Origin of the sequence: Lysobacter sp. yr284, assembly GCF_900107375.1 — a bacterium.
Taxonomy (GTDB): Bacteria; Pseudomonadota; Gammaproteobacteria; order Xanthomonadales; family Xanthomonadaceae; genus Lysobacter.
In genome coordinates, this window is the sequence record NZ_FNPT01000018.1 from 82,676 (window position 1) to 107,527 (window position 24,852).

20 protein-coding genes and 1 pseudogene are annotated in these 24,852 nt (G+C 71.3%); 15 read left to right on the top strand and 6 right to left on the bottom strand.

What is annotated here, in order from left to right:
* Window positions 1-142: 142 nt before the first annotated feature.
* Entirely contained in the window at window positions 143-505 is a 363-nt protein-coding gene (locus BLV01_RS20295; protein WP_091804321.1) for a hypothetical protein, read from the top strand.
* 509 nt (window positions 506-1,014) lie between these two features.
* On the opposite strand, the gene groL is transcribed toward BLV01_RS20295, so the two are convergent.
* The 3 genes from groL to BLV01_RS20310 form a co-directional block, all read right to left on the bottom strand.
* Window positions 1,015-2,655 carry a chaperonin GroEL gene (gene groL / locus BLV01_RS20300; RefSeq protein WP_091804324.1) on the bottom strand — a complete coding sequence of 547 codons (1,641 nt, stop codon included), beginning with the start codon at window positions 2,653-2,655 and terminating at the stop codon, window positions 1,015-1,017.
* Between the two features lie 121 nt (window positions 2,656-2,776).
* Window positions 2,777-3,064 carry a co-chaperone GroES gene (locus BLV01_RS20305; RefSeq protein WP_057946296.1) on the bottom strand — a complete coding sequence of 96 codons (288 nt, stop codon included), beginning with the start codon at window positions 3,062-3,064 and terminating at the stop codon, window positions 2,777-2,779.
* A 381-nt stretch (window positions 3,065-3,445) separates the two neighbouring features.
* Window positions 3,446-4,255 carry an AraC family transcriptional regulator gene (locus BLV01_RS20310; protein ID WP_091804327.1) on the bottom strand — a complete coding sequence of 270 codons (810 nt, stop codon included), beginning with the start codon at window positions 4,253-4,255 and terminating at the stop codon, window positions 3,446-3,448.
* A gap of 154 nt (window positions 4,256-4,409) precedes the next feature.
* On the opposite strand from BLV01_RS20310, the gene BLV01_RS20315 reads away from it, so the two are divergent.
* The 4 genes from BLV01_RS20315 (at window position 4,410) to BLV01_RS20330 (ending at window position 8,302) form a co-directional block, all read left to right on the top strand.
* On the top strand, window positions 4,410-4,688 hold the full coding sequence (locus BLV01_RS20315; protein ID WP_091804330.1) for a hypothetical protein: 279 nt from the start codon (window positions 4,410-4,412) through the stop codon (window positions 4,686-4,688).
* Window positions 4,689-4,978: 290 nt separating this feature from the next.
* Window positions 4,979-5,350 carry a cupin domain-containing protein gene (locus BLV01_RS20320; RefSeq protein WP_091804333.1) on the top strand — a complete coding sequence of 124 codons (372 nt, stop codon included), beginning with the start codon at window positions 4,979-4,981 and terminating at the stop codon, window positions 5,348-5,350.
* Between the two features lie 495 nt (window positions 5,351-5,845).
* On the top strand, window positions 5,846-6,256 hold the full coding sequence (locus BLV01_RS20325; RefSeq protein WP_091804336.1) for a helix-turn-helix transcriptional regulator: 411 nt from the start codon (window positions 5,846-5,848) through the stop codon (window positions 6,254-6,256).
* 333 nt (window positions 6,257-6,589) lie between these two features.
* Window positions 6,590-8,302: an endonuclease gene (locus BLV01_RS20330; protein ID WP_254782709.1), complete on the top strand. Its 1,713-nt coding sequence runs from the start codon at window positions 6,590-6,592 to the stop codon at window positions 8,300-8,302.
* Between the two features lie 246 nt (window positions 8,303-8,548).
* On the opposite strand, the gene BLV01_RS20335 is transcribed toward BLV01_RS20330, so the two are convergent.
* Window positions 8,549-9,559 carry a zinc-dependent alcohol dehydrogenase family protein gene (locus tag BLV01_RS20335; RefSeq protein WP_175486142.1) on the bottom strand — a complete coding sequence of 337 codons (1,011 nt, stop codon included), beginning with the start codon at window positions 9,557-9,559 and terminating at the stop codon, window positions 8,549-8,551.
* A 100-nt stretch (window positions 9,560-9,659) separates the two neighbouring features.
* On the opposite strand from BLV01_RS20335, the gene BLV01_RS25745 reads away from it, so the two are divergent.
* Both BLV01_RS25745 and mprF read left to right on the top strand, forming a co-directional pair.
* The gene (locus tag BLV01_RS25745; protein ID WP_175486144.1) at window positions 9,660-10,625 is read left to right on the top strand and encodes a LysR family transcriptional regulator; all 966 of its coding nucleotides are present in this window, start codon (window positions 9,660-9,662) and stop codon (window positions 10,623-10,625) included.
* Window positions 10,626-10,746: 121 nt separating this feature from the next.
* A pseudogene (mprF, locus tag BLV01_RS20350) lies at window positions 10,747-13,329 on the top strand (bifunctional lysylphosphatidylglycerol flippase/synthetase MprF); the annotation flags it as partial.
* Window positions 13,330-13,379: 50 nt separating this feature from the next.
* On the opposite strand, the gene BLV01_RS20355 reads toward mprF, so the two are convergent.
* Window positions 13,380-14,807 (bottom strand): virulence factor family protein, encoded by a 1,428-nt coding sequence (locus tag BLV01_RS20355; RefSeq protein WP_091804345.1) that lies wholly within the window; start codon window positions 14,805-14,807, stop codon window positions 13,380-13,382.
* 175 nt (window positions 14,808-14,982) lie between these two features.
* Between BLV01_RS20355 and BLV01_RS20360 the strand changes: the two genes are divergently transcribed.
* Window positions 14,983-15,651, top strand: a complete 669-nt coding sequence (locus tag BLV01_RS20360) for an SH3 domain-containing protein (protein ID WP_091804348.1) — start codon at window positions 14,983-14,985, stop codon at window positions 15,649-15,651.
* Between the two features lie 216 nt (window positions 15,652-15,867).
* Here BLV01_RS20360 and BLV01_RS20365 read toward each other — a convergent pair whose 3' ends face one another.
* Window positions 15,868-16,959, bottom strand: a complete 1,092-nt coding sequence (locus BLV01_RS20365; protein ID WP_091804392.1) for an aldo/keto reductase — start codon at window positions 16,957-16,959, stop codon at window positions 15,868-15,870.
* 101 nt (window positions 16,960-17,060) lie between these two features.
* Between BLV01_RS20365 and BLV01_RS20370 the strand changes: the two genes are divergently transcribed.
* The 7 genes from BLV01_RS20370 (at window position 17,061) to accC (ending at window position 24,635) form a co-directional block, all read left to right on the top strand.
* Window positions 17,061-18,047, top strand: coding sequence for a LysR family transcriptional regulator (locus tag BLV01_RS20370; protein ID WP_091804351.1), 987 nt, complete (start codon window positions 17,061-17,063; stop codon window positions 18,045-18,047).
* A gap of 83 nt (window positions 18,048-18,130) precedes the next feature.
* Window positions 18,131-18,463: a divalent-cation tolerance protein CutA gene (gene cutA / locus BLV01_RS20375; RefSeq protein WP_091804354.1), complete on the top strand. Its 333-nt coding sequence runs from the start codon at window positions 18,131-18,133 to the stop codon at window positions 18,461-18,463.
* Window positions 18,460-21,042, top strand: coding sequence for a protein-disulfide reductase DsbD (dsbD, locus tag BLV01_RS20380; RefSeq protein WP_175486146.1), 2,583 nt, complete (start codon window positions 18,460-18,462; stop codon window positions 21,040-21,042). The genes cutA and dsbD overlap by 4 nt, the downstream gene beginning before the upstream one ends.
* A gap of 3 nt (window positions 21,043-21,045) precedes the next feature.
* Window positions 21,046-21,645 (top strand): TlpA disulfide reductase family protein, encoded by a 600-nt coding sequence (locus BLV01_RS20385; protein WP_091804360.1) that lies wholly within the window; start codon window positions 21,046-21,048, stop codon window positions 21,643-21,645.
* Between the two features lie 511 nt (window positions 21,646-22,156).
* A complete protein-coding gene (gene aroQ / locus BLV01_RS20390) occupies window positions 22,157-22,597 on the top strand; it encodes a type II 3-dehydroquinate dehydratase (protein ID WP_091804363.1) in 441 nt (146 codons plus the stop codon).
* Window positions 22,598-22,664: 67 nt separating this feature from the next.
* A complete protein-coding gene (accB, locus tag BLV01_RS20395; protein ID WP_091804366.1) occupies window positions 22,665-23,150 on the top strand; it encodes an acetyl-CoA carboxylase biotin carboxyl carrier protein in 486 nt (161 codons plus the stop codon).
* A gap of 117 nt (window positions 23,151-23,267) precedes the next feature.
* Entirely contained in the window at window positions 23,268-24,635 is a 1,368-nt protein-coding gene (accC, locus tag BLV01_RS20400) for an acetyl-CoA carboxylase biotin carboxylase subunit (protein ID WP_091804369.1), read from the top strand.
* The last annotated feature ends 217 nt before the right edge of the window (window positions 24,636-24,852 follow it).

The following is a 24,852-nucleotide window of genomic DNA, read 5'->3' on the forward strand; positions in this document are numbered from 1 at the left end:
TCCACCGGGGGAAAACCGTTCGCATTGTCGAGCGCGCCCGGCCCGGCGTAAACACCGACGGGCCGGCGCGCCGTCGCATCGCGCCGGCGACGGCGCTTCCCGCACCGGCTGCGCACCGCTCCGCGCGCAAGAGGCGCCCGTCATGCACCCCTCCGGCACCCCCGCAGAGTCCGTCGAGCCCGAACTGTTCGTCCAGCACCTGGCCTGCGTCAACAACGCCGGATTCATCGCCCGCTTCGTCGTCCAGCGCCTCGCCGGCGACCGTCTGATCGGCCAGACCCACCGTTTCGGCGGGTTGCGCACCGGCCAGACCCACCGCGTCGACCTGGCCCAGCTGCGCTTCCACGGCCAGGCCCTCGAGGTCGGCGACCGCGTGCGCCTGCGCGTCGGCGCGGTCGGCGGCGGCCGCCGCGACGGCCCGTCGGTGGCGTTCGCGCCGAACGGCCGGACCGCCAGCTTCAGTGTGCGCGGCACCACCCTGGTGTTTTCGATCGACCGCCTCTGAGTTCCGCGCCGATGACCGCGTCCCATGCGCTCAACGGCCGGCGCGTCGATCGGTTGCGCGACGGCGATCGCTTGTCGGTGCGCGCTCGCTGCACCGCCACATCGTCCAGTTGCGCCAGCAGAGCCTCCGCACCATCGGCGGAGATCCGATCCTGGGGCTGTCGGACCAGTTGGCGCTGAAATGGCCGGCCGGGCTGGACTCGGCGGCGTTGCGGGAAACCATCGGCCATCGCGGCCTGGTGCCGATCCTGTCGTTGCTGCCGTCGCCGCAACGGCATCGGTGCGTCGGCGCGATCGAACAGTTCGCGCGCTCCCGCGCCAGCCCGCGCTGCACCGCGCTCTACATAGCCGCGTGCGCGGCGCCGCTCAATCGCGATTCGCCCGGCAAGATCCTGCAGCCCTCGCCCGCGGCGGCCGCGCGTGGGCCGGCGCGGCGGCCCGCGCCGAGGCGAAAAAAAACCCCGCCTCGCGGCGGGGTCTTTTCGGTTCGCGCTACGGCGAACGGCCGGATCAGAAGTCCATGCCGCCCATGCCGCCCATGCCGCCGCCGCCCGGCATCGCCGGCTCGTCCTTCTTCGGCAGCTCGGCGACCATGGCTTCGGTCGTGATCATCAGACCGGCGATGGAGGCCGCGTTCTGCAGCGCGGTGCGGGTGACCTTGGTCGGGTCCAGGATGCCGGCCTCGATCATGTCGACGTACTCGCCGGTGGCGGCGTTGTAGCCGTAGGCGCCCTTGCCTTCGATGACCTTGTTGAGGATGACCGACGGCTCTTCGCCGGCGTTGGTCACGATCTCGCGCAGCGGCGCTTCCATCGCGCGCAGGGCGATGGCGATGCCGTGGTTCTGGTCTTCGTTGATGCCCTTCAGGCCGCCGATGGCCGCCTTGGCGCGGATCAGCGCGACGCCGCCGCCCGGGACGATGCCTTCTTCCACGGCAGCGCGGGTGGCGTGCAGCGCGTCTTCGACGCGGGCCTTCTTTTCCTTCATCTCGACTTCGGTGGCGGCGCCGACCTTGATCACCGCGACGCCGCCGGCGAGCTTGGCCACGCGCTCCTGCAGCTTCTCGCGGTCGTAGTCCGAAGAGGTCTCTTCGATCTGCGCCTTGATCTGCTTGATGCGCGCCTCGATGCCCGAGCTCTCGCCCGCGCCGTCGATGATGGTGGTGTTTTCCTTGGAGACCTGGATCTTCTTGGCGCGGCCCAGATCCTTGATGGTCGCCTTCTCGAGCTGCAGGCCGACTTCCTCGGAGATCACGGTGCCGCCGGTCAGCACGGCCATGTCTTCCAGCATCGCCTTGCGACGGTCGCCGAAGCCCGGGGCCTTGACGGCGCAGACCTTGACGATGCCGCGGATGGTGTTGACCACCAGGGTCGCCAGCGCTTCGCCTTCGACTTCCTCGGCGACGATCAGCAGCGGCTTGCCGGCCTTGGCGACGCCTTCCAGCACCGGCAGCAGGTCGCGCACGTTGGAGATCTTCTTGTCGTGCAGCAGGATGAACGGATCGTCCAGTTCGGCCTGCATCGACTGCTGGTTGTTGATGAAGTACGGCGACAGGTAGCCGCGGTCGAACTGCATGCCCTCGACGACGTCGAGTTCGTTCTCAAGGCCCGAGCCGTCTTCGACGGTGATCACGCCTTCCTTGCCGACCTTGTCCATCGCCTGAGCGATGAGGTCGCCGATGTTGTGGTCCGAGTTGGCCGAGATCGCGCCGACCTGGGCGATTTCCTTCGAGGTCGAGGACGGCTTGGACAGCTTCTTCAGCTCGACCACGGCCTCGGTCACGGCCTTGTCGATGCCGCGCTTGAGGTCCATCGGGTTCATGCCGGCGGCGACCGCCTTCATGCCTTCGCGGATCAGCGCCTGGGCCAGCACGGTCGCGGTGGTGGTGCCGTCGCCGGCGTTGTCGGAGGTCTTGGACGCGACTTCCTTCACCATCTGCGCGCCCATGTTCTCGAACTTGTCGGCTAGTTCGATCTCCTTGGCGACGGACACGCCGTCCTTGGTGATCGTCGGCGCGCCGAAGCTCTTCTCGAGCACGACGTTGCGGCCCTTCGGACCGAGGGTGGCCTTGACGGCGTTGGCGAGCACGTTGACGCCGCGCACCATCTTGGCGCGGGCGTCTTCACCGAAACGAATTTCTTTGGCAGCCATTGTTGCGAACTCCGGGAATGGGGATAGAGGAAATTGGGACTGGGAAGAGCGGCGGGCGGGAGGGGCGGATCGGACGTCAGCGCAAGCGCTTCAACGATTCCCCGTTCCCGACTCCCGGCGCTTAGCCCACGATCGCCAGGACGTCGTCTTCGCGCAGGACCTTGTACTCGATGCCGTCCTGCTTGTAGCTGCTGCCGGCGTACTGGCCGTAGATGACCTTGTCGCCGACCTTCAGCTGCGGCGCGCGCACGCTGCCGTTGTCCAGCGCCTTGCCCGGGCCGACGGCGACGACTTCGCCCTTGGTCGACTTTTCCTTGGCGGCGTCGGGGATGATGATCCCGCCGGCCGAGACTTCATCGGCTTCGATCGGCTTGACGACAACGCGGTCGTGGAGCGGCTTGAGATTCATGGCGACCTCTGTAAGTAGTTGAATTGGCGGATAAAGAACGGGAATTTTAGCAGTCGCACCCGGCGAGTGCCAATGCCGGGGACGAAAGCGCCCGGCGAACCGGGACCTGACCGGAGATAGGGCGCCCTGGAGCGCTTTCAAGGGGGGCGCGACGAATCCTGCGCCGGATCGGTGACAGCCGTCGGTCCGGCGGCGGTTGCGGGAGGGCCTTCAGGTCCGGTGCTGGTCGCTGTTGTGGGAGGGCCTTCAGACCCGATGCTTTCCGCTCCGGCCGCCGCGACCTTGACATAAAAGCATCGGGCCTGAAGGCCCTCCCACAACGGCTGGCCTTGCCGGCAGCCCGCGGCGACGGCGCCCCAACGCCGGCGACCGCAACCGGACTCAATCCCCCGCCCCACCCTCCGGCCCGCGCAGGTACTGGGTCGGCGCCGCGCCGAGGTGGCGGCGGAACATGGCGATGAACGCGCTGACGCTGTCGTAGCCGCAGGCCAGCGCCACCGCAGTGACCGCCTCGCCGGCGGCCAGCCGCTCCAGCGCCCGCAGCAGCCGGGCGCGCTGGCGCCACTGCAGCAGGCTGTAGCCGGTCTGCGCCGCGAAAAGCCGGGTCAGGCTGCGCTCGGACAGGTGCGCGACCGCGGCCCAGGCGGCCAGGCCGCGCGGATCGTCCGGCGCATCGGCCAGGGCCCGGGCGACCCGCAGCAGGCGCGGGTCCTGCGGCATCGGCAGGCCGAGCCGGCCGCCGTCGCCGCCGCCGGCCAGGGCGATCTCGTCGAGCAGCACCCGCGCCAGCCGTGCCTGGGCCGGGTCCAGCGGCGCGCCGGCCGGCCAACCGGCCGCGCGCGCCACCGCCTCGCGCAGCAACGGCGACACCGCCAGCGCGCACGGCTGGGCCGGCAGCGCCGCGCACTCGGCTTCGGCCACGTACACGCTCCAGCCGCTGAAGGCCGCGCCGTGCGAGCGCAGCGAATGCGGCTGGTGCGGCGGCACCCACACCGCATCGCTGGCCGGCACCAGCCAGCGGCCGCGAGCGGTGCCGACGCTGAGCAGGCCGCGATCGGCGCCGAGCAACTGGCCGCGCGCATGGCGATGTTCGGGCGTGTCGCGCACGCCGGGCGCGCGCAGGCGCGCGGCGAGCAGGAACGGCGCGTCGGCCGCGTCCAGGCGTTCGCGCGCGAGCAGGGGATCGGACATGGCCGGAACGCGATAGCGGATGGCCGGGGCAACGTAGCAGAGCCGGCCCGCGCGGCCCAGCATGGACGCACCGGCCCGGCGGCCGCGTTCGCTTCCGCGCCGGTTGTTTCAGCCTTGATTCCCCACCGTTCTTTTCTTTCCCTGGAGATCGCGCATGCGCGCCGAAGACATGCTTCCCGACCGCCAGGACGAAGTCCGCATCGGCGAGATCGTCGCCCGCAAGGGCTCGGTCGCCGCGTTCCTCGCCAACGCCCGCGTGCTCGCCGACCCGGCCGCGCCGGCGCCGACGCGCGCGCAGGCCGAACGCGACACCCGCGACCTGTTGCCGGCGCTGCGCGCGCTGGGCCTGTTCGACGTGTTGGAAGTGCGCGACGCGAACGTGCGCGACTGGGTCCGCGCACAGCTCGCCGCACTGCCGCCGAAGCCCGTGTAGGCGCGGCGCGCGCCGCGACACCACGCCTGCGACGCGAGCGGCCACCCCGCGGTCGCAGCTTGCGCAGCTCCTACAGTCGCTGCGTTGCGGCCCGCGCGAAAACCCGGCAATCTCCTGTAGGAGCGGCGCGAGCCGCGACCGCGACACCGCGCCTGCGACGCAAGCCACTGCCCCGCGGCCGCAGCGCCCGCAGCGCCTGCATCCGCCGCGTTTCGTCCCGCAGGCGAGTCCGCCCCGCCTGCGCGCAAGCGCCTACACTGTCCCGACCCCGCTGCCTGCCAGGTCCCGCCATGTCGATCGCCTCGCCCGCCCGCATCGCCGCTGCGCTCGCCGAACTGTGGTCGCCGCGGGTGGTGGCCGAGGTCGACGACGCCTACGTCAAGGTCGCGCGCGTGCACGGCACCCTGGCCTGGCACAGCCACGCGGACGAGGACGAGTTGTTCTACGTGCTCAAGGGCCGGTTGCGGATCGAGATGGAAGAACGCACCGTCGAGCTCGGCGAAGGCGAGCTGTTCGTGGTGCCCAAGGGCGTGCGCCACAACCCGGTGGCCGACGAGGAATGCCACCTGTTGCTGATCGAGCGCAAGAGCACCCGGCACACCGGCGACGAGGTGACCGACAAGACCCGTTCGCTCGCCGAGCAGTTGCGGCCGGTGGAGTGAGGCGTCGTCGCGGCCGGGCGCAAAGCGTCGGGCCTGAACGCCCCCGCACCGGCGCCGGGGCAGGCAGCGATGCCCGCGCGGTCGTGGGAGGGCCTTCGGGCCCGATGCCTTGCGGTCCGCCGCCGCGCATCCGCCCGACGCCGCAAAAAGAAAGAGCGCGTCCCGTGGAACGCGCTCTTTGGTGCGGAGATGGCTGTCCTGAGCATGGCGATCCTGCGCCCTTTCCCCCGAACCGACGTCGTGTCGTAAGCCGACGTCCGTATCAGCGTGGGGCCATCTTCCGGACTCCTTTTTGCGCTTGCCACCTGCCGGTCCAGCGAATCTGGCTACTTTAGGTGGCTCGAACACTTGTTCGATCCGGCAAGTGCTTGTAATCATTGAACCGACTTACGAACAACGACAACGAAAGCGCACAGGGTGCAGCGTCTATCGCTCACCCGGCGAACAGTGGTAGCAATTGCGTAGAAACCCCTGAAATTTTGCGCAGGAGGTCACATGACGCCACAGCAGCGCATCCGCCTGGCCCGCCGCCACGCCGGCCTGTCGCAGGCCGCCCTGGGCACCGCGGTCGGGGTGCAACGCAGCGCGGTCGGGCATTGGGAGTCGGCCCAGGGCAAGTTTCCCAGCGCCACCCACCTGCGCGAGGTCGCGCTGGCCACCGGCGTGCAGTTCGAATGGCTGGCCACCGGCCGCGGCCGCATGAACCTGTCGCAGGACACCGCGATGGACTCGGTCGCCGCCGCCGACGCGCTGCTGGTCGAGGACGCGCTGGAACTGCGCCTGCTCGCCGCCTTCCGCGAAGCGCCGGCGCGGGCGCGGGTGCCGCTGGTGGAGATCGCCGAGCAGCTGGCGCAGTCGCGCACCGGCCGCAGCCGCGCGCTGGGCAAGGCGCGCGGCGGGACGTGACCGCCGGCGGACGCGCGATGTGGCGCAGTTCGCAGCCGGAATCGCGATTGCGCGAACGCGGTCGCGATTTTTTCGTCCGGATGTGACCGCCCTCCTCGGGCGCTGTCACAAACCCCGACTAGACTCGCAGGCGCGCGCCCTGGGGAGGGCGCCGAACTTCCTCGATCCGCCCGGCCGCACCTGCCCGCGGCCGCGCGCGCGACGCCAATCACAAGGAGCCGTTTGATGCGCAAGTCCGTTGCTGGTCGTCCCCTCGCTTCGTCGTCCGCGCCCGCCCGGTCGGCGCGCCGCGCCGGGTTGCTCTCGGTCGCGATCGCCTCGCTGCTGCCGACGATGGCGCCGGCGGCGGTGTTCATCAACGAATTCCACTACGACGACGCCACTGCCGCCGGCGACGTCGGCGAGCGCATCGAAGTCGTCGCCACCGCCGGCGAAACCCTCAGCGACTACCGCATCGTGCTCTACAACGGCGCCACCCCGGGTGCGGCGACGATGTACGACAACGACCTGGTCCCGGCCGGCAGCGCGGCGACCTGCGGCGGCAGCGCGCGCATCGCCACCCTGACCTACCCGACCAACGGCCTGCAGAACGGCCCCAACGACGGCATGGCCCTGGTCGACGGCGCCGGCAACGTGGTCCAGTTCCTGAGCTACGAAGGCCAGATCACCGCCGCCGACGGCCCGGCCAAGGGCAAGACCAGCGTCAACCTGCCGGTGTCCGAATCCGGTTCCACCGCCGCCGGCACCTCGCTGCAGCTCGGCGGCAACGGCAGCGCCTACGCCAACTTCAGCTGGCGCGCCTCGGCGACGCAGAGCTTCGGCGCCTGCAACAACGGCCAGACCTTCGCCGGCACCCAGCCCAACACCCCGCCGAGCGTGACCTCGACCGTGCCGACCGCCGGCGCGACCAACTTCCCGGCCGCGGGCGACCTGTCGGTCAACTTCAGCGAAGCGGTGAGCCTGGCCGCCGGCGCGCTGACCCTGCAGTGCGCGACCACCGGCGCGGTGACGCTGAGCTATCCCTCCAGCGGCACCGCCGTGACCGCCTCCACCGGCACCGCGCTGCACGCCGGCGAGGCCTGTACCTTCACCGTGGTGGCGAGCAAGGTGACCGACAGCGGCGGCGCCAACCCGGCCGCCAACACCGTGGTGAACTTCAACGTCGCCAGCGGCGGCGGCACCCCAACCGGCTACTACCAGCACGTCAACACCTCCAGCCCGAGCCAGCTGCGCTGCTCGCTGCACGCCACGATCAAGGGCCACACGGTCTATCCGTACAGCGGCGGCACCACCAACACCTGGACGATCCTGGAGATCGCCGACGAGGACCCGAACAACGCCGGCCGCATCCTCGACGCCTACCGCAACCGCAGCTACGTCAAGGTCACCGACCGCGCCGGCAGCGGCGGCGGCATCAAGTACAACCGCGAGCACACCTGGCCGAACTCGCTGGGCTTCGGCTCGACCACCGGCAACAAGGGCCTGCCGAACGCGCCGTACACCGACACCCACATGCTGTACCTGACCGATTCGGCCTACAACGCCGACCGCGGCAACAAGCCCCTGGCCAACTGCTCCAAGACCAGCGGCTGCAGCGAGCGCGTCACCGAGGTCAACAACGGCACCGGCGGCGGCAGCGGCGTGTACCCGGGCAACTCCAACTGGTTCAAGACGCCCGACGGCAACGGCGGCTCGTTCGAAGTGTGGAGCCCGCGCAAGGGCGACATCGCCCGCGCGGTGATGTACATGGCGATCCGCTACGAAGGCGGCAGCGATCCCAACAGCGGCCAGGGCGAGCCGGACCTGGAGCTGACCGACGACCGCAGCAAGATCGTGGTCACCTCGTCGTCGCCGGCCTACATGGGCCTGCTCAGCACCCTGCTGCAGTGGCACCAGGCCGATCCGCCGGATGCGGCGGAAAAGGCGCGCAACGAAGTGGTCTTCAGCTTCCAGGGCAACCGCAACCCGTTCGTCGACCACCCCGAGTGGGCGACCTCGGCGCTGTTCACCTCGACCAAGCCGGCGAGCTGCCAGCTGGTTCCGTGATCGCGCTTTAGACGTCGGATGCGAAGGCCCGCGCGACGCGGGCCTTCGTTTTTTCGGGGCCAGCGGAAATCTTCGCTTCGATGCAGGTCCGCTTTCTGTGGGAGGGCCTTCAGGCCCGATGCTCTTCGCTCAGGTCGCCGCGACCTGAAACAAAAGCATCGGGCCTGAAGGCCCTCCCACAAAAGCGAAAAGCATCGGGCCTGAAGGCCATCCCACAAAAGCGCAAGGCCTCGGCGACGCCGTCGCTCAATCCAACAGCACCACCGGCTTGCCGAAGCCGCGCCGCTCGCCGATCGAGGCGATCGCCTGCGCACCGCGCGCGAACGCGAAGCGCTCGCCCACCACCGGCGCGATGCCGCGCGCCGCCACTTCGTCGACGAATTCGCGCAGGTCCTGCAGGCTGCCGACGCTGACGCCGTGGATGTTGAGCTGGCGCGCCATGATCGGCCCGATCAGGTTGCCGTCCACGTTCATGCTGTCGAGGAAGCCGATCACCGCGATATGCGCGTTGTCGGCCGCGGCGTTCAACAGGCTCAGGAACTGCGGCCCGCCGACCACGTCGACGATGCCGTCGACGCCGCGCCCGCCGGTCAGTTCGCGCACCGCCGCGGCCAGATCGGGCGTGCGGCGGTAGTCGATCACCGCGCGCGCGCCGAGTTCGCGCAGCCGTTGCGCCTTGGCCGCATCGCCGCTGGTGGCGATCACGTCCAGCCCGCGCGCCGCGGCCAGTTGCAGCGCCATCAGCGAGACGCTGCCGCTGCCCTGCACCAGCACGCTGGCGTCGGGCGCGAGTTCGAGCTTGCGCAGCGCGCTCCAGGCGGTCAGGCCCGACACCGGCAGGGTCGCGGCGGCCGCGTCGTCGAGCGCGGCCGGCGCGCGCGCGAGCGCGGCCGCCGGCAGCACGATCCAGCGCGCCAGCCAGCCGTCGAGCGGGCCGCCGAGCTTGCTGAGGTGGTTGGCCGACTTGAACGGGCCGTCCAGCCAGGCGGTGGTGTAGTGGCCGATCACCCGCTCGCCGAGGGCCAGGCCGGCGACGCCCGCGCCGAGCGCGTCGATCCGGCCGACGCCGTCGGACAGCGGCACGAACGGCCGCGGCAGCTCGGCCTGGTAGCGGCCGGTCGCCAGGGCGTAGTCGCGATAGTTGACCGAGGCGGCGGCGACGCGCACGCGCACCTGGCCCGGACCGGGCTGCGGCTCGGGCAGGGCGACGCGGCGCAGGGAATCGAGGGTGGTGCCTTGCAGCTGGAAGGCGTCCATGACGGGCTCCCGGGGATCGGGTCGGGACGCACAGGCTATTGTTGCTGCATCCGCCGATATAGGATCGGCGCGACAACTAATCATTGAGCCGATATCAATAATGTCCGCCGGCCTGTACTCCGAACTCGAAGCCTTCGACGCGATCCTGCGCCACGGCAGCTTCACCGCCGCCGCGCGCCAGCTCGAACTGACCCCGGGCGCGATCACCCGCCGGCTCAATGCGCTGGAAGCGCGGCTCGGGGTCAAGCTGCTGAACCGTTCGACCCGCCGGCTGAGCCTGACCGAGGCCGGCCGCGACTACCACGCCGAAGTGGCGCCGGCGCTGGCGCAAATCCTCGCCGCCGGCGAGCGCGCCCGCGACCGCGCCGCGCAGCCGCGCGGCGAACTGCGGGTGTCGCTGCCGATGAACTTCGGCCGGCTGTACGTGATGCCGCACCTGGGCGAGTTCCTCGCCCGCCATCCGGGGATCGAACTGGACGTGCAGTTCGACGACCGCTTCGTCGATCTGATCGGCGAGGGCTTCGACTGCGCGATCCGGATCGGCGCGCTGGCCGACTCGCGCCTGATCGCGCGGCGCATCGCCCAGACCCGGCGGATCCTGGTCGCCGCGCCGCAATACCTGGCCCGGCGCGGCGCGCCGGCCGCGCCGGCCCAGCTCAGCGAACACGACTGCCTGCACTACACCCTGTTCCGCGGCAACGCGAGCTGGGAGTTCCACGGCCGCGGCGAACCGCAGCGGATCCCGGTGCGCGGCCGGCTGCGCGCGAACTACGGCGCGCCGCTGGTGGACGCGGCGCTGCGCGGCGAAGGCATCCTGCAGACCGCGACCTTCGCCGTGGCGCAGGAACTGGCCGCGGGCCGGCTGGTGGAAGTGCTGCCGGACTGGAGCCTGCTGCCGATCGGCATCCATGCGGTGTATCCGGGCCGCGAGTACCGGCCGCGCAAGGTCGAGGCCTTCGTGGCGTTCCTGGAACGGATCGTCGGCGCGCCGGCGGTGTGGGACCGGATTCTGCAAGGCGCGCCGCTCGCCGGCGCAGTCGCGCCCGGCCCGGCGGCGCAGGCCTAGCGCGGCCCGCCGCGCCCGCGGCCGGCCCGCCGTTACCTGCCGGTACCAACCCGCCGCCGGCCCCTCATTCCGTTTTAGCGCGGTTTGCTGAAAGCTTTAGCACCCCCGCCCGCCCCGCCGCATGAGTTCCCAGACCGCCGCCACCCCGCCCGCTGCCGCCGCCACGCCGTCCAATTGGCGCCGCGCCCTGTCGATGCTCGCCAGCCTGGCGATCCTGGCGCTGGCGCTGCATGCGCTGGCGGGGGAGTTCAGCGGGCATGGGGTCAAGGCGATCAAGGACGCATTCCGGGAGATCGACTCTCTTCGTATCGCCTTGGCGTTTGTGCTGGGCCTCGCCAGCTATGCCTGCTTGGTTGGCTTCGACGCCATCGGCCTGCGCCGCAACGCGGTCAAGGTCAAGCCGATGCGGCTGATCCTCACCGCCTTCCTCGCCAACGCGGTCGGCCACACGCTCGGCTTCGCCGCGCTGACCGGCGGCGCGGTGCGCCTGCGCGGCTACGGCGCGGCCGGGCTGTCGCTGGCCGACATCGGCCAGGTGGTGCTGATGAGCACGCTCGGCTTCGTGTTCGGCGCCTGGGTGCTGCTGGCCTGCGCGCTGATGTTCGAACCGGCGCCGGCGGCGCTGCTGCTGCCGCTGGGCGAGAACGCGATCCGCGCCGCCGGCGGCGCGGTCGCGCTGGCCTTCTTGGCGTTGCTGATCGCGGTCGGCCGCGACGGCCGCACCTTGCGCTTGCGCGGCCATGCGCTGTGGCTGCCCGACCGCCGCACCGTGCTCAGCGTCACCGCGCTGAGCGTGGTCGAACTGGCCCTGGCCGGCGGCGCGCTGTACGTGCTGCTGGCGCCGTCGATTCCGCCCGAATCGGGCACCGGCTTCGTCGGCTTCGTCGGCCTGTACCTGGTGGCGGTGCTGGCAGGGTTGGTGTCGAGCGTGCCGGCCGGCATCGGCGTGTTCGAATGGAGCCTGCTCAAGCTGCTGCCGAGCGTGGCCCCGGCCAGCCTGCTGGCGGCGGCGCTGGCCTACCGCATCACCTACTACGCCGCGCCGCTGGTGCTGGCGACGATCCTGGGCCTGGTCGCCTCGGCGCGCGGCCCGGTCGCGCAGAGCGCCGGCGCGCTGCGCACGGCGTGGCTGGCGGTGCGGCCGTGGCTGCCGCACGTGATCGCGCTGGCCGCGTTCGTGCTCGGCGCCGCACTGATCCTCGACGGCACCCTGCCCAAGCCGCAGCACCGCCTCGCCCACGCGCCGCTGCCGCTGATCGAAACCTCGCAGTTGCTCGCCAGCCTCGGCGGCGTCGGCCTGCTGCTGATCGGCCAGGGCCTGCAGCGGCGCAGCCACGCCGCGTGGGCGCTGGCGCTGGGCGTGTGCATCCTGCTGCCGCTGCCGTCGTGGCTGCGCGGCGGCCACTGGCTGCTGGCGCTGGCGCCGCCGCTGGTGGCGCTGGCGCTGTGGGCGGCGCGGCGCGAGTTCTACCGCCAGGGCGCGCTGCTCGACGAGGCCTGGTCGTGGCGCTGGCTGCGCAACCTCGGGCTGGTGCTGATCGCGGCGATCTGGCTGCTGTTCTTCGCCTACAGCCACGTCGAGTACCGCAACGAGCTGTGGTGGGAATTCCTGGTCTCCGGCAACGCGCCGCGCGCGCTGCGGGCGATGCTGCTGGTCAGCGTGGCGGTGATCGCGTTCGGCCTGGCGCGGCTGCTGCACGCTGCGCGCACCGCGCTGCCGGCCGCCGACGAAGCCCAGCTGGCGCTGATCCGGCCGATCCTGGCCCAGGCCGAGGACAGCCAGGCGCACCTGGCGCTGACCGGCGACAAGGCGTTGCTGCTGGACCCGCAGCAGCGCGGGCTGGTGATGATGCAGCGCTACGGCGGCTCGCTGATCTCGATGGGCGACCCGGTCGGCCCGCCCGAGGTCGCGCGCGAACTGATCTGGCGCTTCCGCGAGGAAGCCGACCGCATGGGCGTGCGGCCGGTGTTCTACCAGGTCGGCGAGCAGTACTGGCAGACCTACCTCGACCTCGGCCTGACCCTGGTCAAGCTCGGCGAGGAGGCGCTGGTGCCGCTGACAGACTTCAGCCTGCAGGGCGCCAACCGCGCCGACCTGCGCCAGGCCTGGAACCGCGGCAAGCGCTCGGGCCTGAGCTTCCGCATCGTCCCGGCCGAGCAGGTCGCGCCGATCCTGGCGACGCTGGAGGAGATCTCCGACGACTGGCTCGAATTCAAGTCCGGCGAGGAAAAGGGCTTCTCGCTGGGCAGTTTCGACAACGCCTACCTGGAACGCCTGCCGGTGGCGCTGGTCGAGCACGAGGGCCGCATCGTCGCCTTCGCCAACGTATGGAACGCGACCAACGGCCGCGAGCTGTCGATCGACCTGATGCGCCACGCAGCCGACGCGCCCAAGGGCACCATGGATTTCATGTTCGCCGAGCTGCTGCTATGGGGCCGCGCGCAGGGCTTCGAGCGCTTCTCGCTGGGCATGGCGCCGCTGTCGGGGCTGTCCCAGCACCGCCTGGCCGGGCGCTGGAACCGCTTCGCCAACCTGATCGCGCGCCACGGCGAGCGCTTCTACGGCTTCGTCGGGCTGCGCCGGTTCAAGGCCAAGTTCGATCCGGTCTGGCGCACCCGCTATCTCGCCGCGCCCGCCGGCATGCACCTGCCGGCGGCGCTGCTGGACGCGACCCGGCTGATCTCGCTGGACCCGCGCCGCCACGACGAAGGCGAACGCCATGTCGCGCGGTTCCCGAGCAGCGCGCCGGCGCCTCAGGGCGACGCGGGCGCCGACGCGATCCCGGCCGCCGCCAGCACCCGCGCGGCGACGCCGTCGTAATCGCCGCCGACGTGATGGTCGCCGTGCATCTTCTCGATCCGCACCCCGCCCGCGGGCAGGTGCGGGCATAACGCGTCGGCGTCTTCGCTGCCGTAGATGCACAGCACCTGCGCGGCCGGCATCTGCGCCACCTGCGGCGCGATCGGCAGGCCCTGGCCGCTGCTGCCGATCCAATTGCTCAGGTGGAATTCGTATTCGGCCTTCTGCCCCGGCGACAGCAGCGCGGTCAGCCGCACCAGTTCGCGCGTGGCCGGCGGCAGCTGGTTGTAGCCGCCCGGCAGCACGTCGGCGCCTTGCGAGAAGCCGACCAGGATCACCCGCGAACGTTTCCACTGCGCGCGGTAGTAGCGCACGATGCGGTCGAGGTCGGCGCCGAAGCTTTGCGGCGTGCGCGGGCTCCAGAAGTAGCGCAGCGAATCCACCCCGACCACCGGCACGCCGGCTTCGGCCAGGCGCGCGCTGACGCTCTTGTCGACGTCCGCCCAGCCGCCGTCGCCGGAGACGAACACGGCGAAGGTGTCGCGGTTGCCGCCGGCCTGCGCCGGCATCTCGTTGACCGGCAATCCGGCCAGGTCGGCCGGCGGCGGCGGCAGGCTGGCGTGGCGCTGCGCGCCCAGCGACGCCAGCGCCGCGCGCAGCCCCGGCAAGGCGTCGCCGCGCGCGTCGCGCCGGAAGGTGCGCGCCTGCGGCACCGCCCGGGCGAAGGCGTCGGCCTGCGCCGCCGGGCACGCCGGCGGGCCGCCGGCGGACGCGGCCAGCAGCCACGGCACCTGCAGCGGCTGCGCCTGCAACTGCGCGCGCTTGCCTTCGACCTGCAGCTTGAGCGAGCCGCTCGGGCACAGCGCCTGCGCCGCGCGCAGGCTGGGGCAGAAGTCCAGCGATACCGCGCCGGCGAACAGGCCGGCGTTGCCCTGCGCGGCGATGGCGTAGGCGAACGCCGCGCCCTCGCCGTCGCCGAGCAGCAGCGGCAGGTGATAGGTCGGCAGGCGGTAGTAGGCCTGCACGTAGCGCGAGAAATTCTCGACGTCGCCGGACGAGAAATTGCACTTGCCGCCGTCCTTGCGCAGCACCGCTTCCAACGCCGCCAGATCGACCGTGACCACCATCGCGCCGTCGGCGACGAGCGCATCGACCCGCGCCTTGCGCGCGGCCGCGCCGATGCCGTCGGCGAACCACATCACGAAACGTTTCACTTCGCCCTGCGGCAAGCGCACCGGCGTGCGCACGAAGCGGCCGTGGGTGATGTCGCCGGCGGACGGCGGCGCGGGCGCCGCAGCGGCCGGCGCGGCCGGCGCGGGCGCGGCGAACGCCGCGCACAAACCGGCGGCGAGAACGGTGGACAGGCGGAACGGCGCGCGCATGGGGATCTCCTGGGTGCGCCACCTTATACCCGTGCCGCTGTCGAGAGAATGCGTCGGCGCGCCGTGTGCGGCCGCGAATACGGCGGCCGCGGCCGCCGCCGCGCGCGCCGACACCCGCGGCGTTTATGATCGGCTGGCCCGACCGGGCGCGAACATCACGCAAGGAGCCCGCCCCATGCCACGCACGGCCGCCATCGTTCTCGCCGCCACCGCGCTGTTCGCCGCATCGCCGACGCCGGCGCAGCCCGCCGCCGTCGCCGCGCCGCCGGCCGGCGAAACCGCCTGTTCGTTCGGCGCTTTCGTTACTGAAACCGACCCGGCCGGGCTCAACGTCCGCGCCGGCCCGGGCACCGCGCACAAGGTGCTCGGCACGCTGCCGCCGATCCGCCACAGCCGCGACGAACCGCCGATGAGCGCGATGGTCGAGGTCGAGGTGATCGCCGGCGCCGACGGCTGGTTCAAGATCCGCGGCGCGCAGGACAACGACGCGCTGATCGAAGGCCCGCAGCGGCCGATGTTCAAGGGCACCGGCTGGGTCAGCGGGCGCAAGCTCACGGTCAAGTCGCAGGCGAGCAGCGGTCGGCAACGGCCGGATGCGAAAGCGCCGGCGGTCATGATCGGGCACGACGCGATGAGCTTCGACACCGATGCCTTCGTCGGCTCGGCCCGTTTGGCCGGGTGCTCCGGGCGCTGGGCGCTGGTCGAATTCGGCCCGATCGAGCGCGACGACGACTCCGGCCTGGAGATCAAGCCCGCGGCCAAGGCGGGACTCGCCGGCGGCCGCTTCCGCGCCTGGGTCGACCGGCTGTGCGCGCTCCAGGAAACCAGCTGCGACGGTGCTTGATGCGGCCGGGCTTTCAGGCCCGATAGCGCTGCTTCGCCGTAGCCTGCGGCTGCGATAGTGCTGCTTTTAGTGTGGGAGGGCCTTCAGGCCCGACGCTTTCCGATCCGATGCGACGCAGCGGCCGGAGCCAACAGCCTCGGGCCTGAAGGCCCTCCCACAGTGCGATCCGGCTACATCGTTCTTAGTTCTTACTGAGTCATTCCCGCAGCGCGCCGATCAAACCCGCACCGGCCGCTCGACCTCGCCGAACACCACGCTGTGGACCATCGGCGATTTCAGGAAATCGTGCGGAAACCCCAGCTCGATCCGGCTCGCCGCATCCAGCCGCGCGCGTTGCGTCTCGTCGAAGCGCACGTCGAGCGCGCCGAGGTTGTCGTGCAACTGCGCCAGCGTGCGCACGCCGACGATCGGCGAGGTCACCGCCGGGTCCAGCAGCGTCCACGCCAGCGCGACCTGCGCCGGCGTCTTGCCCAGTTCCGCCGCGATCTGCTTGACCACCTCGGCGATGTCGAGCGCGCGCGCGGTCAAGACGCCGTTGCTGGCGGCGACGTTCTTGCGCGTGCCCACCGCTTCGGGCACGCCGCTGCCGATGTCGAGATCGGCGCGGCTGTATTTGCCGGTCAGCACGCCCATGCCCAGCGGCGACCACGGCACCACGCCCAGGCCCAGCTCGCGCGCCATCGGCATCAACTCGCGTTCGACCGTGCGCTCGATCAGGCTGTACTGGATCTGCAAGGCGATCAACGGCGACCAGCCGCGCAGGTCGGCGATCGCCTGCATGCGCGCGATCTGCCAAGCCGGAGTGTCGGAAATGCCGACGTAGACCAGCTTGCCGACGCGGACCAGATCGTCCATCGCGCGCAGCACTTCCTCGACCGGCGTGGTCTCGTCCCAGGCGTGCAGGTACAGCAGGTCGATGTAGTCGGTGCGCAGCTTGCGCAGGCTGTCCTCGACCGAGCGCACCATGCTCTTGCGCTGGTTGCCGCCGGCGTTGGGGTCCTTCGGCCGCGCGGTCAGGGTGTACTTGGTGGCGATCACCAACTCGTCGCGGCGGCCTTCGGCGAACTGGCCGAGCAGGCGCTCCGAGCTGCCGCCGGTGTACTGGTTGGCGGTGTCGATGAAATTGCCGCCGCGCTCGAGGTAGGTATCGAAGATCCGCCGCGCTTGGGCTTCGTCGGCGCCCCAGCCCCAGTCGGTGCCGAAGGTCATCGCGCCCAGCGACAGCGGCGAGACGCGCAGGCCGGAGCGGCCGAGCAGGCGGTAGTCGGTCAGCGAGGCAGGCAGGGCGGCGGTGCGGGCGGTGCTCATGGCGGCGTCTCCGGTGGCGATGCCGGCATCCTGCGCCGCGGACACTGCTGCGTTAATCCGGCATTATCCGCATGGGCCATTTAGCGAACGGAGCATAATCCATGCGCGGCAGCGACTACGCCGAATTGCGCGCCTTCGCCGCCATCGCCGAACACGGCAGCTTCGTGCGCGCGGCCGCGCACCTGGGGCTGTCGCCGTCGGCGTTGAGCCAGACCATCCGCACGCTAGAAGAACGCCTGGGCGTGCGCCTGCTCAACCGCACCACCCGCTCGGTCGCGCCGAGCGAAGCCGGCGCGCGTTTGCTGGCCAAGCTGCGGCCGGCGCTGGACGACCTCGACGCGGCGGTGGCGCTGGTGCGCGACGCGCGCGATACGCCGGCCGGGCTGCTGCGGATCAACGCCTCGCGGATCGCGGCGGTGCAGCACATCGCGCCGCTGCTGGGCGAGTTCCACGCGCGCTACCCGGACATCGTGGTCGACCTGGTCGCCGACGACCGCCTGGTCGATATCGTCGCCGGCCGCTTCGACGCCGGCGTGCGCCTGGGCGAGATGGTCGAGCAGGACATGGTCACCGTGCGCCTGGGCGGCGACGCGGAAATGATGGTGGTCGCCGCGCCGGACTATCTGCGAGACCACGGCGTGCCGCGCGACCCGCGCGAACTGCGCCGCCACCGCTGCATCAATTTCCGCTGGCCCACCGACGGCAGCCTGTACCACTGGGAATTCGAACGCACCGGCGCGAACGGGTCGGAGAAGCTCGAAGCCGCGGTCGAAGGCCCGCTGATCGTCACCGAACCCGAAGTGGCCCGGTGCGCGGCGCTGGACGGCGTCGGCCTGGCCTATCTGTTCGACTTCCACGTGCGCGAACACCTCGACGCCGGCCGCCTGCAACGGGTGCTGGCCGACTGGACCCCGGCGTTTCCCGGCTTCTTCCTGTACTACCCGAGCCGGCGGCAGATGCCGGCGCCGCTGCGCGCCTTCGTCGATTTCGTCCACCAACGGCAGGCGCCGACGCCGGCGCGCCAACGCCCCGGATCGGCAAAGCCGGCGCCGGCGCGTCGCCCGGGCGGCCGCTCCGGCCGGCGTTGAGGCGCGCGCCGCGGCGCGGATCGGTGACGCCGATTGCCGCAGCCGCCCGCGTCCGCATCGCGCCGGCCGCTTACACTGGGGTCATGCGCGTCGACACCCTGCCCTTGCTGCTGCTCACCACCTGCCCCGACCAGGCCAGCGCCGACACCGTCGCCCAGGCCCTGGTCGAGGAAGGGCTGGCGGCCTGCGTCACCCAGCTTGCGGGCGCGACCTCGGTGTACCGCTGGCAGGGCAAGATCGAGCGCGCCAGCGAGATCCAGCTGCTGATCAAGACCCGCGTCACGGTTTGCGCCGCGGCCATGGACCGATTGGCGCAACTGCATCCGTATGAACTGCCGGAGATGATCGTGGTCGAACCGCGCGACGTCTCCGAGCCGTACATGCGATGGGTAAACGAACAGACTCCCGACCGATGACCCTCCTTTCCGCTTTCCGCGGCCGGCGCCGGTTGCGCGCCGGCGCCGCCCTCGCCTTGGCCGTGCTCGGCCTGTCCCTGTCCGCGCCGGCCCTGGCGGTGGACGAGAAGGACCTGCTGCCGGTCGACGAGGCGTTCGCGCTGAGCGCGCAGTCGCCGGCGCCGGACCGCATCGCGATCTCTTGGAAGGTCGCCAAAGGCTATTACCTCTACCGCCACCGCATCTCGGTCAAGAGCGACGCCGGCTTCGCCGCGCAGGCGCTGCAGCTGCCCAAGGGCAAGGCCTACCGCGACCAGTTCTTCGGCGACGTGGAGACCTACCACCAGGACGTCGCCGCGACCCTGCCCGGCCAGGCCAAGGCCGCCAGCGCCAAGCTGACGATCAAGTACCAGGGCTGCGCCGACGCCGGCGTGTGCTACCCGCCGCAGACCCGCACCGTCGAGGTCGCGCTGGCCGCGCCGGCCGCCGGCGCCGGCCTCGGCAACGCCGCCGCGCCGGCGATGGACCCGGCGCCCGCAGCCGCGCCGCTGGCCACCTTCGGCGCGCGCGGCGGCGCCTCCAATCCGTTGCTGGGCGGCAGCTCGCCGCTGAGCGCGCCGGCCGCCGGCGCCGGTGCGGGCACCGACGCGCTGCCGCTGCCGCCGGAGCGCGCGTTCGGCTTCGAGGCCATCGCCAAGGACGGCGACACCCTGCTGCTGCGCTTCACCCCGGCGCGCGGCTATTACCTGTACCGCGACAAGACCTCGCTGAAGACCGACCGCGCCGACATCGCCGCCGGCAAGCCGCAGTGGCCGCGCGGCACCGCGCACCGCGACGAGCATTTCGGCGACGTCACCGTGTTCTTCGACCAGATCGACGTGCCGCTGCCGCTGCTGCGCAAGACCGCCGAGGCCGGCAGGATCGTGCTGACCGCGGGCTTCCAGGGCTGCCAGACCGACGGCATCTGCTATCCGCCGATGACCCGCAAGATCGAGGTCGACCTGGCCCGCGGCACCGTCTCCGCGGCGACGGCCGCGAGCGCCGCGGCGAGCGCGACGCCCGCCGTGGCGGCAACGGCGGCCAGCGCAACGCCGGCGGAGGCGACGACGGCCGCCGCGGCGAACGCGCCGGCCGCGGCGGATGCGGGCGTCGCCGCCGTTGCCGGCACCGATGCCGACCCGAACGCCGACGCCACCGGCGCGGCCACTGCCGGCTCCGCCGACGACAGCGCCGCCGGCGCGATCGCCGGCCGCGCCGACCAGACCGCCGCGCCGCAGGCCGCGCCCGCTGCCGCCCAGGCCGAAGACAGCCTGCTCGCCGCCTCGCTGGCCGGCCCCAACCGCTACTTCGCCCTGCTGACCTTCTTCGGCTTCGGCCTGCTGCTGGCATTCACCCCGTGCGTGCTGCCGATGATCCCGATCCTGTCGGGCCTGATCGTCGGCCGCGGCCCGGGCCTGGGCGCGCGCCGCGCGTTCTTGCTGTCGCTGGTGTACGTGCTCGCCAGCGCGGTGGTGTTCACCATCGCCGGCGTCGTCGCCGGCCTGGTCGGCGCCAATTTGCAGATCGCGTTCCAGACGCCGTGGGTGATCGTGCTGTTCGCGCTGCTGTTCGTGGCCCTGGCGCTGTCGAGCTTCGGCCTGTTCGAACTGCAGTTGCCGCACAAGCTGCGCAGCCTGGTCGGCGCCGTCAGCGACCGCCAGCGCGCCGGTTCGTGGACCGGCGTGGCGATCATGGGCGCGTTGTCGGCGCTGATCGTCGGCCCGTGCGTGGCGCCGCCGCTGGCCGCGGCGGTGCTGTACATCGGCCAGACCCGCGACCCGCTGTTCGGCGGCGCGGCGCTGTTCGCGCTGGCGATGGGCATGGGCGCGCCGCTGCTCGCGTTCGGCGTCGCCGCCGGCAAGGGCCTGCCGACCAGCGGGCCGTGGATGGTCGGCGTGCAGCGGGTGTTCGGGGTGGTGTTCCTGGGCATGGCGGTGTGGATGCTCTCGCGCATCCTGCCGGGCCCGGCGACGCTGGCGCTGTACGGGGCGATGCTGCTCGGCGCGGCGGTGCTGGCCGCGCTCGGCGGCGGCGGCGCGGACCGCAGCTTCGGCCTGCGCGCGCTGGCCTGGGTGGCGGCGCTGTTGCTCGGCGTGGCCGGCGCGGCGCAGGTGTTCGGCGCGCTCGCCGGCGGCCACGACCCGCTGCAGCCGCTGGCCGGCCTGCGCGGCGGCGCGGCGGCGCAATCGGCCGAACTGCCGTTCCGCAAGATCAAGTCCAACCAAGATCTGGACCGCGAGATCGCCGCGGCCCAGGCCGCCGGCCTGCCGCTGATGCTCGACTTCTATGCCGACTGGTGCGTGGCCTGCAAGGAAATGGAGAAGTACACCTTTCCCGAACCGGCCGTGCACCGGGCGCTGGACGGCTTCGTCCTGCTCAAGGCCGATGTCACCGCCAACGACGAGGCCGACCAGGCGCTGATGAAGCGGCTGGGCGTGATCGGCCCGCCGATGACGATCTACTACGCCCATGGCGCCGAACGCCGCGAGCTGCGCCTGGTCGGCTTCGAGAAGGCCGAGCCGTTCGCCCAGCGCGCGCGCGCCGCGGCCGGGGGACGCTGAGCCATGGCGATCCCCTCGGCGGTCAAGGTGATCGCGGTGGCGGTGGCCGCCGGCGCGCTCGGCCTGTTGGCCGGGCAGGTGGTCGGCGGCGGCGGCTGGTTCTCGCGCACCGAGCTGGGCCAGCGCATGCTCCAGGCCGAGATGAAGATGCAGGCGCCCAAGCCGCCGGCCGACCTGGCCGTGGCCGAGCGCGGCCAGCCGATCCCGGCCCTGCGCCTGCCGGACCTGCACGGCCAGCCGGTCGAACTGCCCAAGGCCTACGCCGGCCGGCCGCTGCTGATCAACCTGTGGGCCAGCTGGTGCGGCCCCTGCATCAAGGAAATGCCGGAACTGGACCGCTACGCGCGCAGCCAGGGCGCGAACGGCGTGCAGGTGATCGGCATCGCCCTGGACCACCGCGACGACGTCGCCGCCTTCCTCCAGCGCGTGCCGGTGCACTACCCGATCCTGCTCGACGCCGCCGGCCCGCGCGACGCCGGCGTCCAGCTCGGCAACCCCAAGGGCGTGCTGCCCTACAGCGTGCTGGTCGGCGCCGACGGGCGCCTGCTCAAGCAGCGGATCGGCCCGTTCCAGGACGGCGAGATCGATAGCTGGGCGCAGTGAACCGGTCTTGGGCAGCGGCAGGGCCCTTCAGGCCCGAGGCTGTCGTTTCCGATCGCGGCGACCCGACCGAACGGCGTCGGGGCTGAAGCCCTCCCACAAGAGCCCGCCCGGAAGCCGCAACCGCCGGTGGCCGTGCCCTTGTGGGAGGGCCATCAGGCCCGACGCTCTTGCCCCAGACCGCCGCGAACCCCACCCAGCCCCTACCGACATCTCCGAGCTGCGACCGCAGCCGCGCAATCCCCGTGCCGGCCGCCCTCCCGCCACGCCCGGCCGTGTGCTCGAATAGGCCGCAGCGCATCGCGAACGCGACCGTGCGCTCAGTGCGTGCCGCCAACGCCGCCGATCCGGCCGCGAACTTTCCGCTTGCGCCGCGAACGTGCCGGCATTTAGAGCCACCACTCAAACAACCGCTTAAAGCGCGATAACTTCGCCGATTTGGCGGGCAACTCCTGGACAACCCGCCGGCCTTGACGCAAACTGCCGCCCTTTGAAGGCAACCGTCCCGGTCCCGATGGCCAAGCTCCTGGTCCTGCACGGCCCCAACCTCAATCTGCTCGGTACGCGCGAGCCGGAGGTCTACGGCCGCACCACCCTGGCCGAGATCGACGCCGGCCTGGCCGCGCGCGCGGGCGAAGCCGGGCATGCGCTGGAGAGCCTGCAGTCCAATGCCGAACACGTCCTGGTCGACCGCGTCCAGGCCGCGCGCACGGACGGCACCGCCCTGATCCTGATCAACCCGGCCGCGTTCACCCACACCAGCGTGGCGATCCGCGACGCCCTGGCCGCGGTCGCGATCCCGTTCATCGAGATCCACCTGTCCAACCCGCACACCCGCGAGCCGTTCCGCCGCCACAGCTACTTCAGCGACCTCGCCGTGGGCGTGGTCTGCGGCTTCGGCGCCGACAGCTACCGCTACGCGCTCGAAGCCGCAATCAAACGGCTGGCATCCTGACCCCCTTTCGCCCGGACCGCGCCCGCGCGGCCCGCACCCAAGATCCAAAACCCCAGAGGCCCGTTGCATGGACCTGCGCAAAATCAAGAAGCTGATCGACCTGCTCGAGGAATCCAACCTCGCCGAGATCGAGATCAAGGAAGGCGAAGAGTCGGTGCGCCTGGCCCGCGCGCCCAAGGGCAGCTACGCCCTGGCGCCGGCCGCCCCGATCTACGCCGCCCCGGAACAGCCGCGCGCCGCGCAGCCGATGCCGATGCAGTCGCCGACCGAAGCGGCCACCGGCGGCAGCGCCAAGGCGCTCGGCAACGACCTGCCCGACGGCCACATCGTGCGCGCGCCGATGGTCGGCACCTTCTACACCTCGCCGGCGCCGGACAAGCCGTCCTTCGTCAGCGTCGGCCAGACGGTCAAGGCCGGCGACACCCTGGCGATCATCGAAGCGATGAAGATGTTCAACCCGATCGAAGCCGACGTCTCCGGCACCGTGCTCAAGATCCTGGCCGAGAGCGGCCAGCCGATCGAGTTCGACCAGCCGCTGTTCGTCATTGGGTAAGGCGGGAACCCAGGGGAACGGGGAACGAGGGCAATGGCGAGTCCGTCGCCGCGCCGTCGCCCTGCCCACTCCCCGGTTCCCTTCCTCGCCCATTCCCCGCTTCGTGTGAGAGCCCCAATGCTCGATAAAGTCGTCATCGCCAACCGCGGCGAAATCGCGCTGCGCATCCTGCGCGCGTGCCACGCCCTGGGCATCCGCACGGTCGCGGTGCACTCCACCGTCGACCGCAACCTCAAGCACGTCGCCATGGCCGACGAATCGGTCTGCATCGGGCCGGCGCCGTCGAGCGAGAGCTATCTCAACATGGCCTCGATCATCGCGGCCGCCGAAGTCACCGACGCCCAGGCGATCCATCCCGGCTACGGCTTCCTCAGCGAGAACGCCGACTTCGCCGAGCGCGTCGAGCAGTCCGGCTTCGTCTTCATCGGCCCGCGCGCCGAGACCATCCGCCTGATGGGCGACAAGGTCGAAGCGATCCGCGCGATGAAGGACGCCGGCGTGCCCTGCGTACCCGGCAGCGGCGGCCCGCTCGGCGACGACAACGCCGCCAACATCAAGATCGCGCGCGAGATCGGCTACCCGATCATCGTCAAGGCCGCCGGCGGCGGCGGCGGCCGCGGCATGCGCGTGGTCCACACCGAAGCGCATCTCAACGCCGCGATCCAGACCACCAAGTCCGAGGCCAAGGCCGCGTTCGGCAACGACATGGTGTACATGGAGAAGTTCCTGGAAAACCCGCGCCACGTGGAGATCCAGGTGCTCGCCGACGGCCAGGGCAACGCCATCCACCTGGGCGAGCGCGACTGCTCGATGCAGCGCCGCCACCAGAAGGTCGTGGAAGAAGCGCCCGCGCCCGGCATCACCGTCGAGCAGCGCGCGGAGATCGGCAAGGTCTGCGTTGAGGCCTGCATCCGCATCGGCTACCGCGGCGCCGGCACCTTCGAGTTCCTGTACGAGAACGGCCGCTTCTACTTCATCGAGATGAACACCCGCATCCAGGTCGAGCACCCGGTGACCGAACTGGTGACCGGCATCGACCTGGTGCGCGAGCAGCTGATGATCGCCGCCGGCCGCAAGCTGTCGATCAAGCAGGAGGACGTGGTGCTGGAAGGCCACGCGATCGAGTGCCGCATCAACGCCGAGGACCCGGAAACCTTCATGCCGTGCCCGGGCCCGATCAACCACTTCCATGCGCCGGGCGGCCCCGGCGTGCGCGTGGACAGCCACATCTACGAAGGCTACCGCGTGCCGCCGAACTACGATTCGATGATCGGCAAACTGATCGTGCACGGCCCCGACCGCGAGACCGCGATCGCGCGCATGCGCGTGGCGCTGAGCGAGATGGTGGTGGACGGGATCAAGACCAACATCCCGCTGCAGCAGCGCATCCTCTCCGATGCCGGCTTCCAGCAGGGCGGGATGAACATCCACTACCTCGAGAAGCGGCTCAAGGAACAGAAGGAAAAGACGATCGCGATCGTCTGATCCCGCCGCGTTCCTGCGCCTGGAAAGACCCCTCCCCCGGAGGGGTTTTTCGTTTGTGCGCCCGCCGTTGCTGTTGTCGTTGCCGTTGCTGTTGCCGTTGCCGTTCGCCCGGACGCAACCTCACGCGAAGCACATGTTCCGCAGCCCCGCAGGGCGTGCGCATGGATGCGCACGCGCGCCATGGGGCAGGATGCCCCTTATGGCGCGGCCCCGCGCC

Excerpts from the sequence above, each read along its gene's own strand:
- BLV01_RS20295 (WP_091804321.1), top strand. The coding sequence starts at position 143 with ATGCACCCCTCCGGCACCCCCGCAGAGTCCGTCGAGCCCGAACTGTTC.
- groL (WP_091804324.1), bottom strand. The coding sequence starts at position 2,655 with ATGGCTGCCAAAGAAATTCGTTTCGGTGAAGACGCCCGCGCCAAGATG.
- BLV01_RS20305 (WP_057946296.1), bottom strand. The coding sequence starts at position 3,064 with ATGAATCTCAAGCCGCTCCACGACCGCGTTGTCGTCAAGCCGATCGAA.
- BLV01_RS20310 (WP_091804327.1), bottom strand. The coding sequence starts at position 4,255 with ATGTCCGATCCCCTGCTCGCGCGCGAACGCCTGGACGCGGCCGACGCG.
- BLV01_RS20315 (WP_091804330.1), top strand. The coding sequence starts at position 4,410 with ATGCGCGCCGAAGACATGCTTCCCGACCGCCAGGACGAAGTCCGCATC.
- BLV01_RS20320 (WP_091804333.1), top strand. The coding sequence starts at position 4,979 with ATGTCGATCGCCTCGCCCGCCCGCATCGCCGCTGCGCTCGCCGAACTG.
- BLV01_RS20325 (WP_091804336.1), top strand. The coding sequence starts at position 5,846 with ATGACGCCACAGCAGCGCATCCGCCTGGCCCGCCGCCACGCCGGCCTG.
- BLV01_RS20330 (WP_254782709.1), top strand. The coding sequence starts at position 6,590 with ATGGCGCCGGCGGCGGTGTTCATCAACGAATTCCACTACGACGACGCC.
- BLV01_RS20335 (WP_175486142.1), bottom strand. The coding sequence starts at position 9,559 with ATGGACGCCTTCCAGCTGCAAGGCACCACCCTCGATTCCCTGCGCCGC.
- BLV01_RS25745 (WP_175486144.1), top strand. The coding sequence starts at position 9,660 with ATGTCCGCCGGCCTGTACTCCGAACTCGAAGCCTTCGACGCGATCCTG.
- BLV01_RS20355 (WP_091804345.1), bottom strand. The coding sequence starts at position 14,807 with ATGCGCGCGCCGTTCCGCCTGTCCACCGTTCTCGCCGCCGGTTTGTGC.
- BLV01_RS20360 (WP_091804348.1), top strand. The coding sequence starts at position 14,983 with ATGCCACGCACGGCCGCCATCGTTCTCGCCGCCACCGCGCTGTTCGCC.
- BLV01_RS20365 (WP_091804392.1), bottom strand. The coding sequence starts at position 16,959 with ATGAGCACCGCCCGCACCGCCGCCCTGCCTGCCTCGCTGACCGACTAC.
- BLV01_RS20370 (WP_091804351.1), top strand. The coding sequence starts at position 17,061 with ATGCGCGGCAGCGACTACGCCGAATTGCGCGCCTTCGCCGCCATCGCC.
- cutA (WP_091804354.1), top strand. The coding sequence starts at position 18,131 with ATGCGCGTCGACACCCTGCCCTTGCTGCTGCTCACCACCTGCCCCGAC.
- dsbD (WP_175486146.1), top strand. The coding sequence starts at position 18,460 with ATGACCCTCCTTTCCGCTTTCCGCGGCCGGCGCCGGTTGCGCGCCGGC.
- BLV01_RS20385 (WP_091804360.1), top strand. The coding sequence starts at position 21,046 with ATGGCGATCCCCTCGGCGGTCAAGGTGATCGCGGTGGCGGTGGCCGCC.
- aroQ (WP_091804363.1), top strand. The coding sequence starts at position 22,157 with ATGGCCAAGCTCCTGGTCCTGCACGGCCCCAACCTCAATCTGCTCGGT.
- accB (WP_091804366.1), top strand. The coding sequence starts at position 22,665 with ATGGACCTGCGCAAAATCAAGAAGCTGATCGACCTGCTCGAGGAATCC.
- accC (WP_091804369.1), top strand. The coding sequence starts at position 23,268 with ATGCTCGATAAAGTCGTCATCGCCAACCGCGGCGAAATCGCGCTGCGC.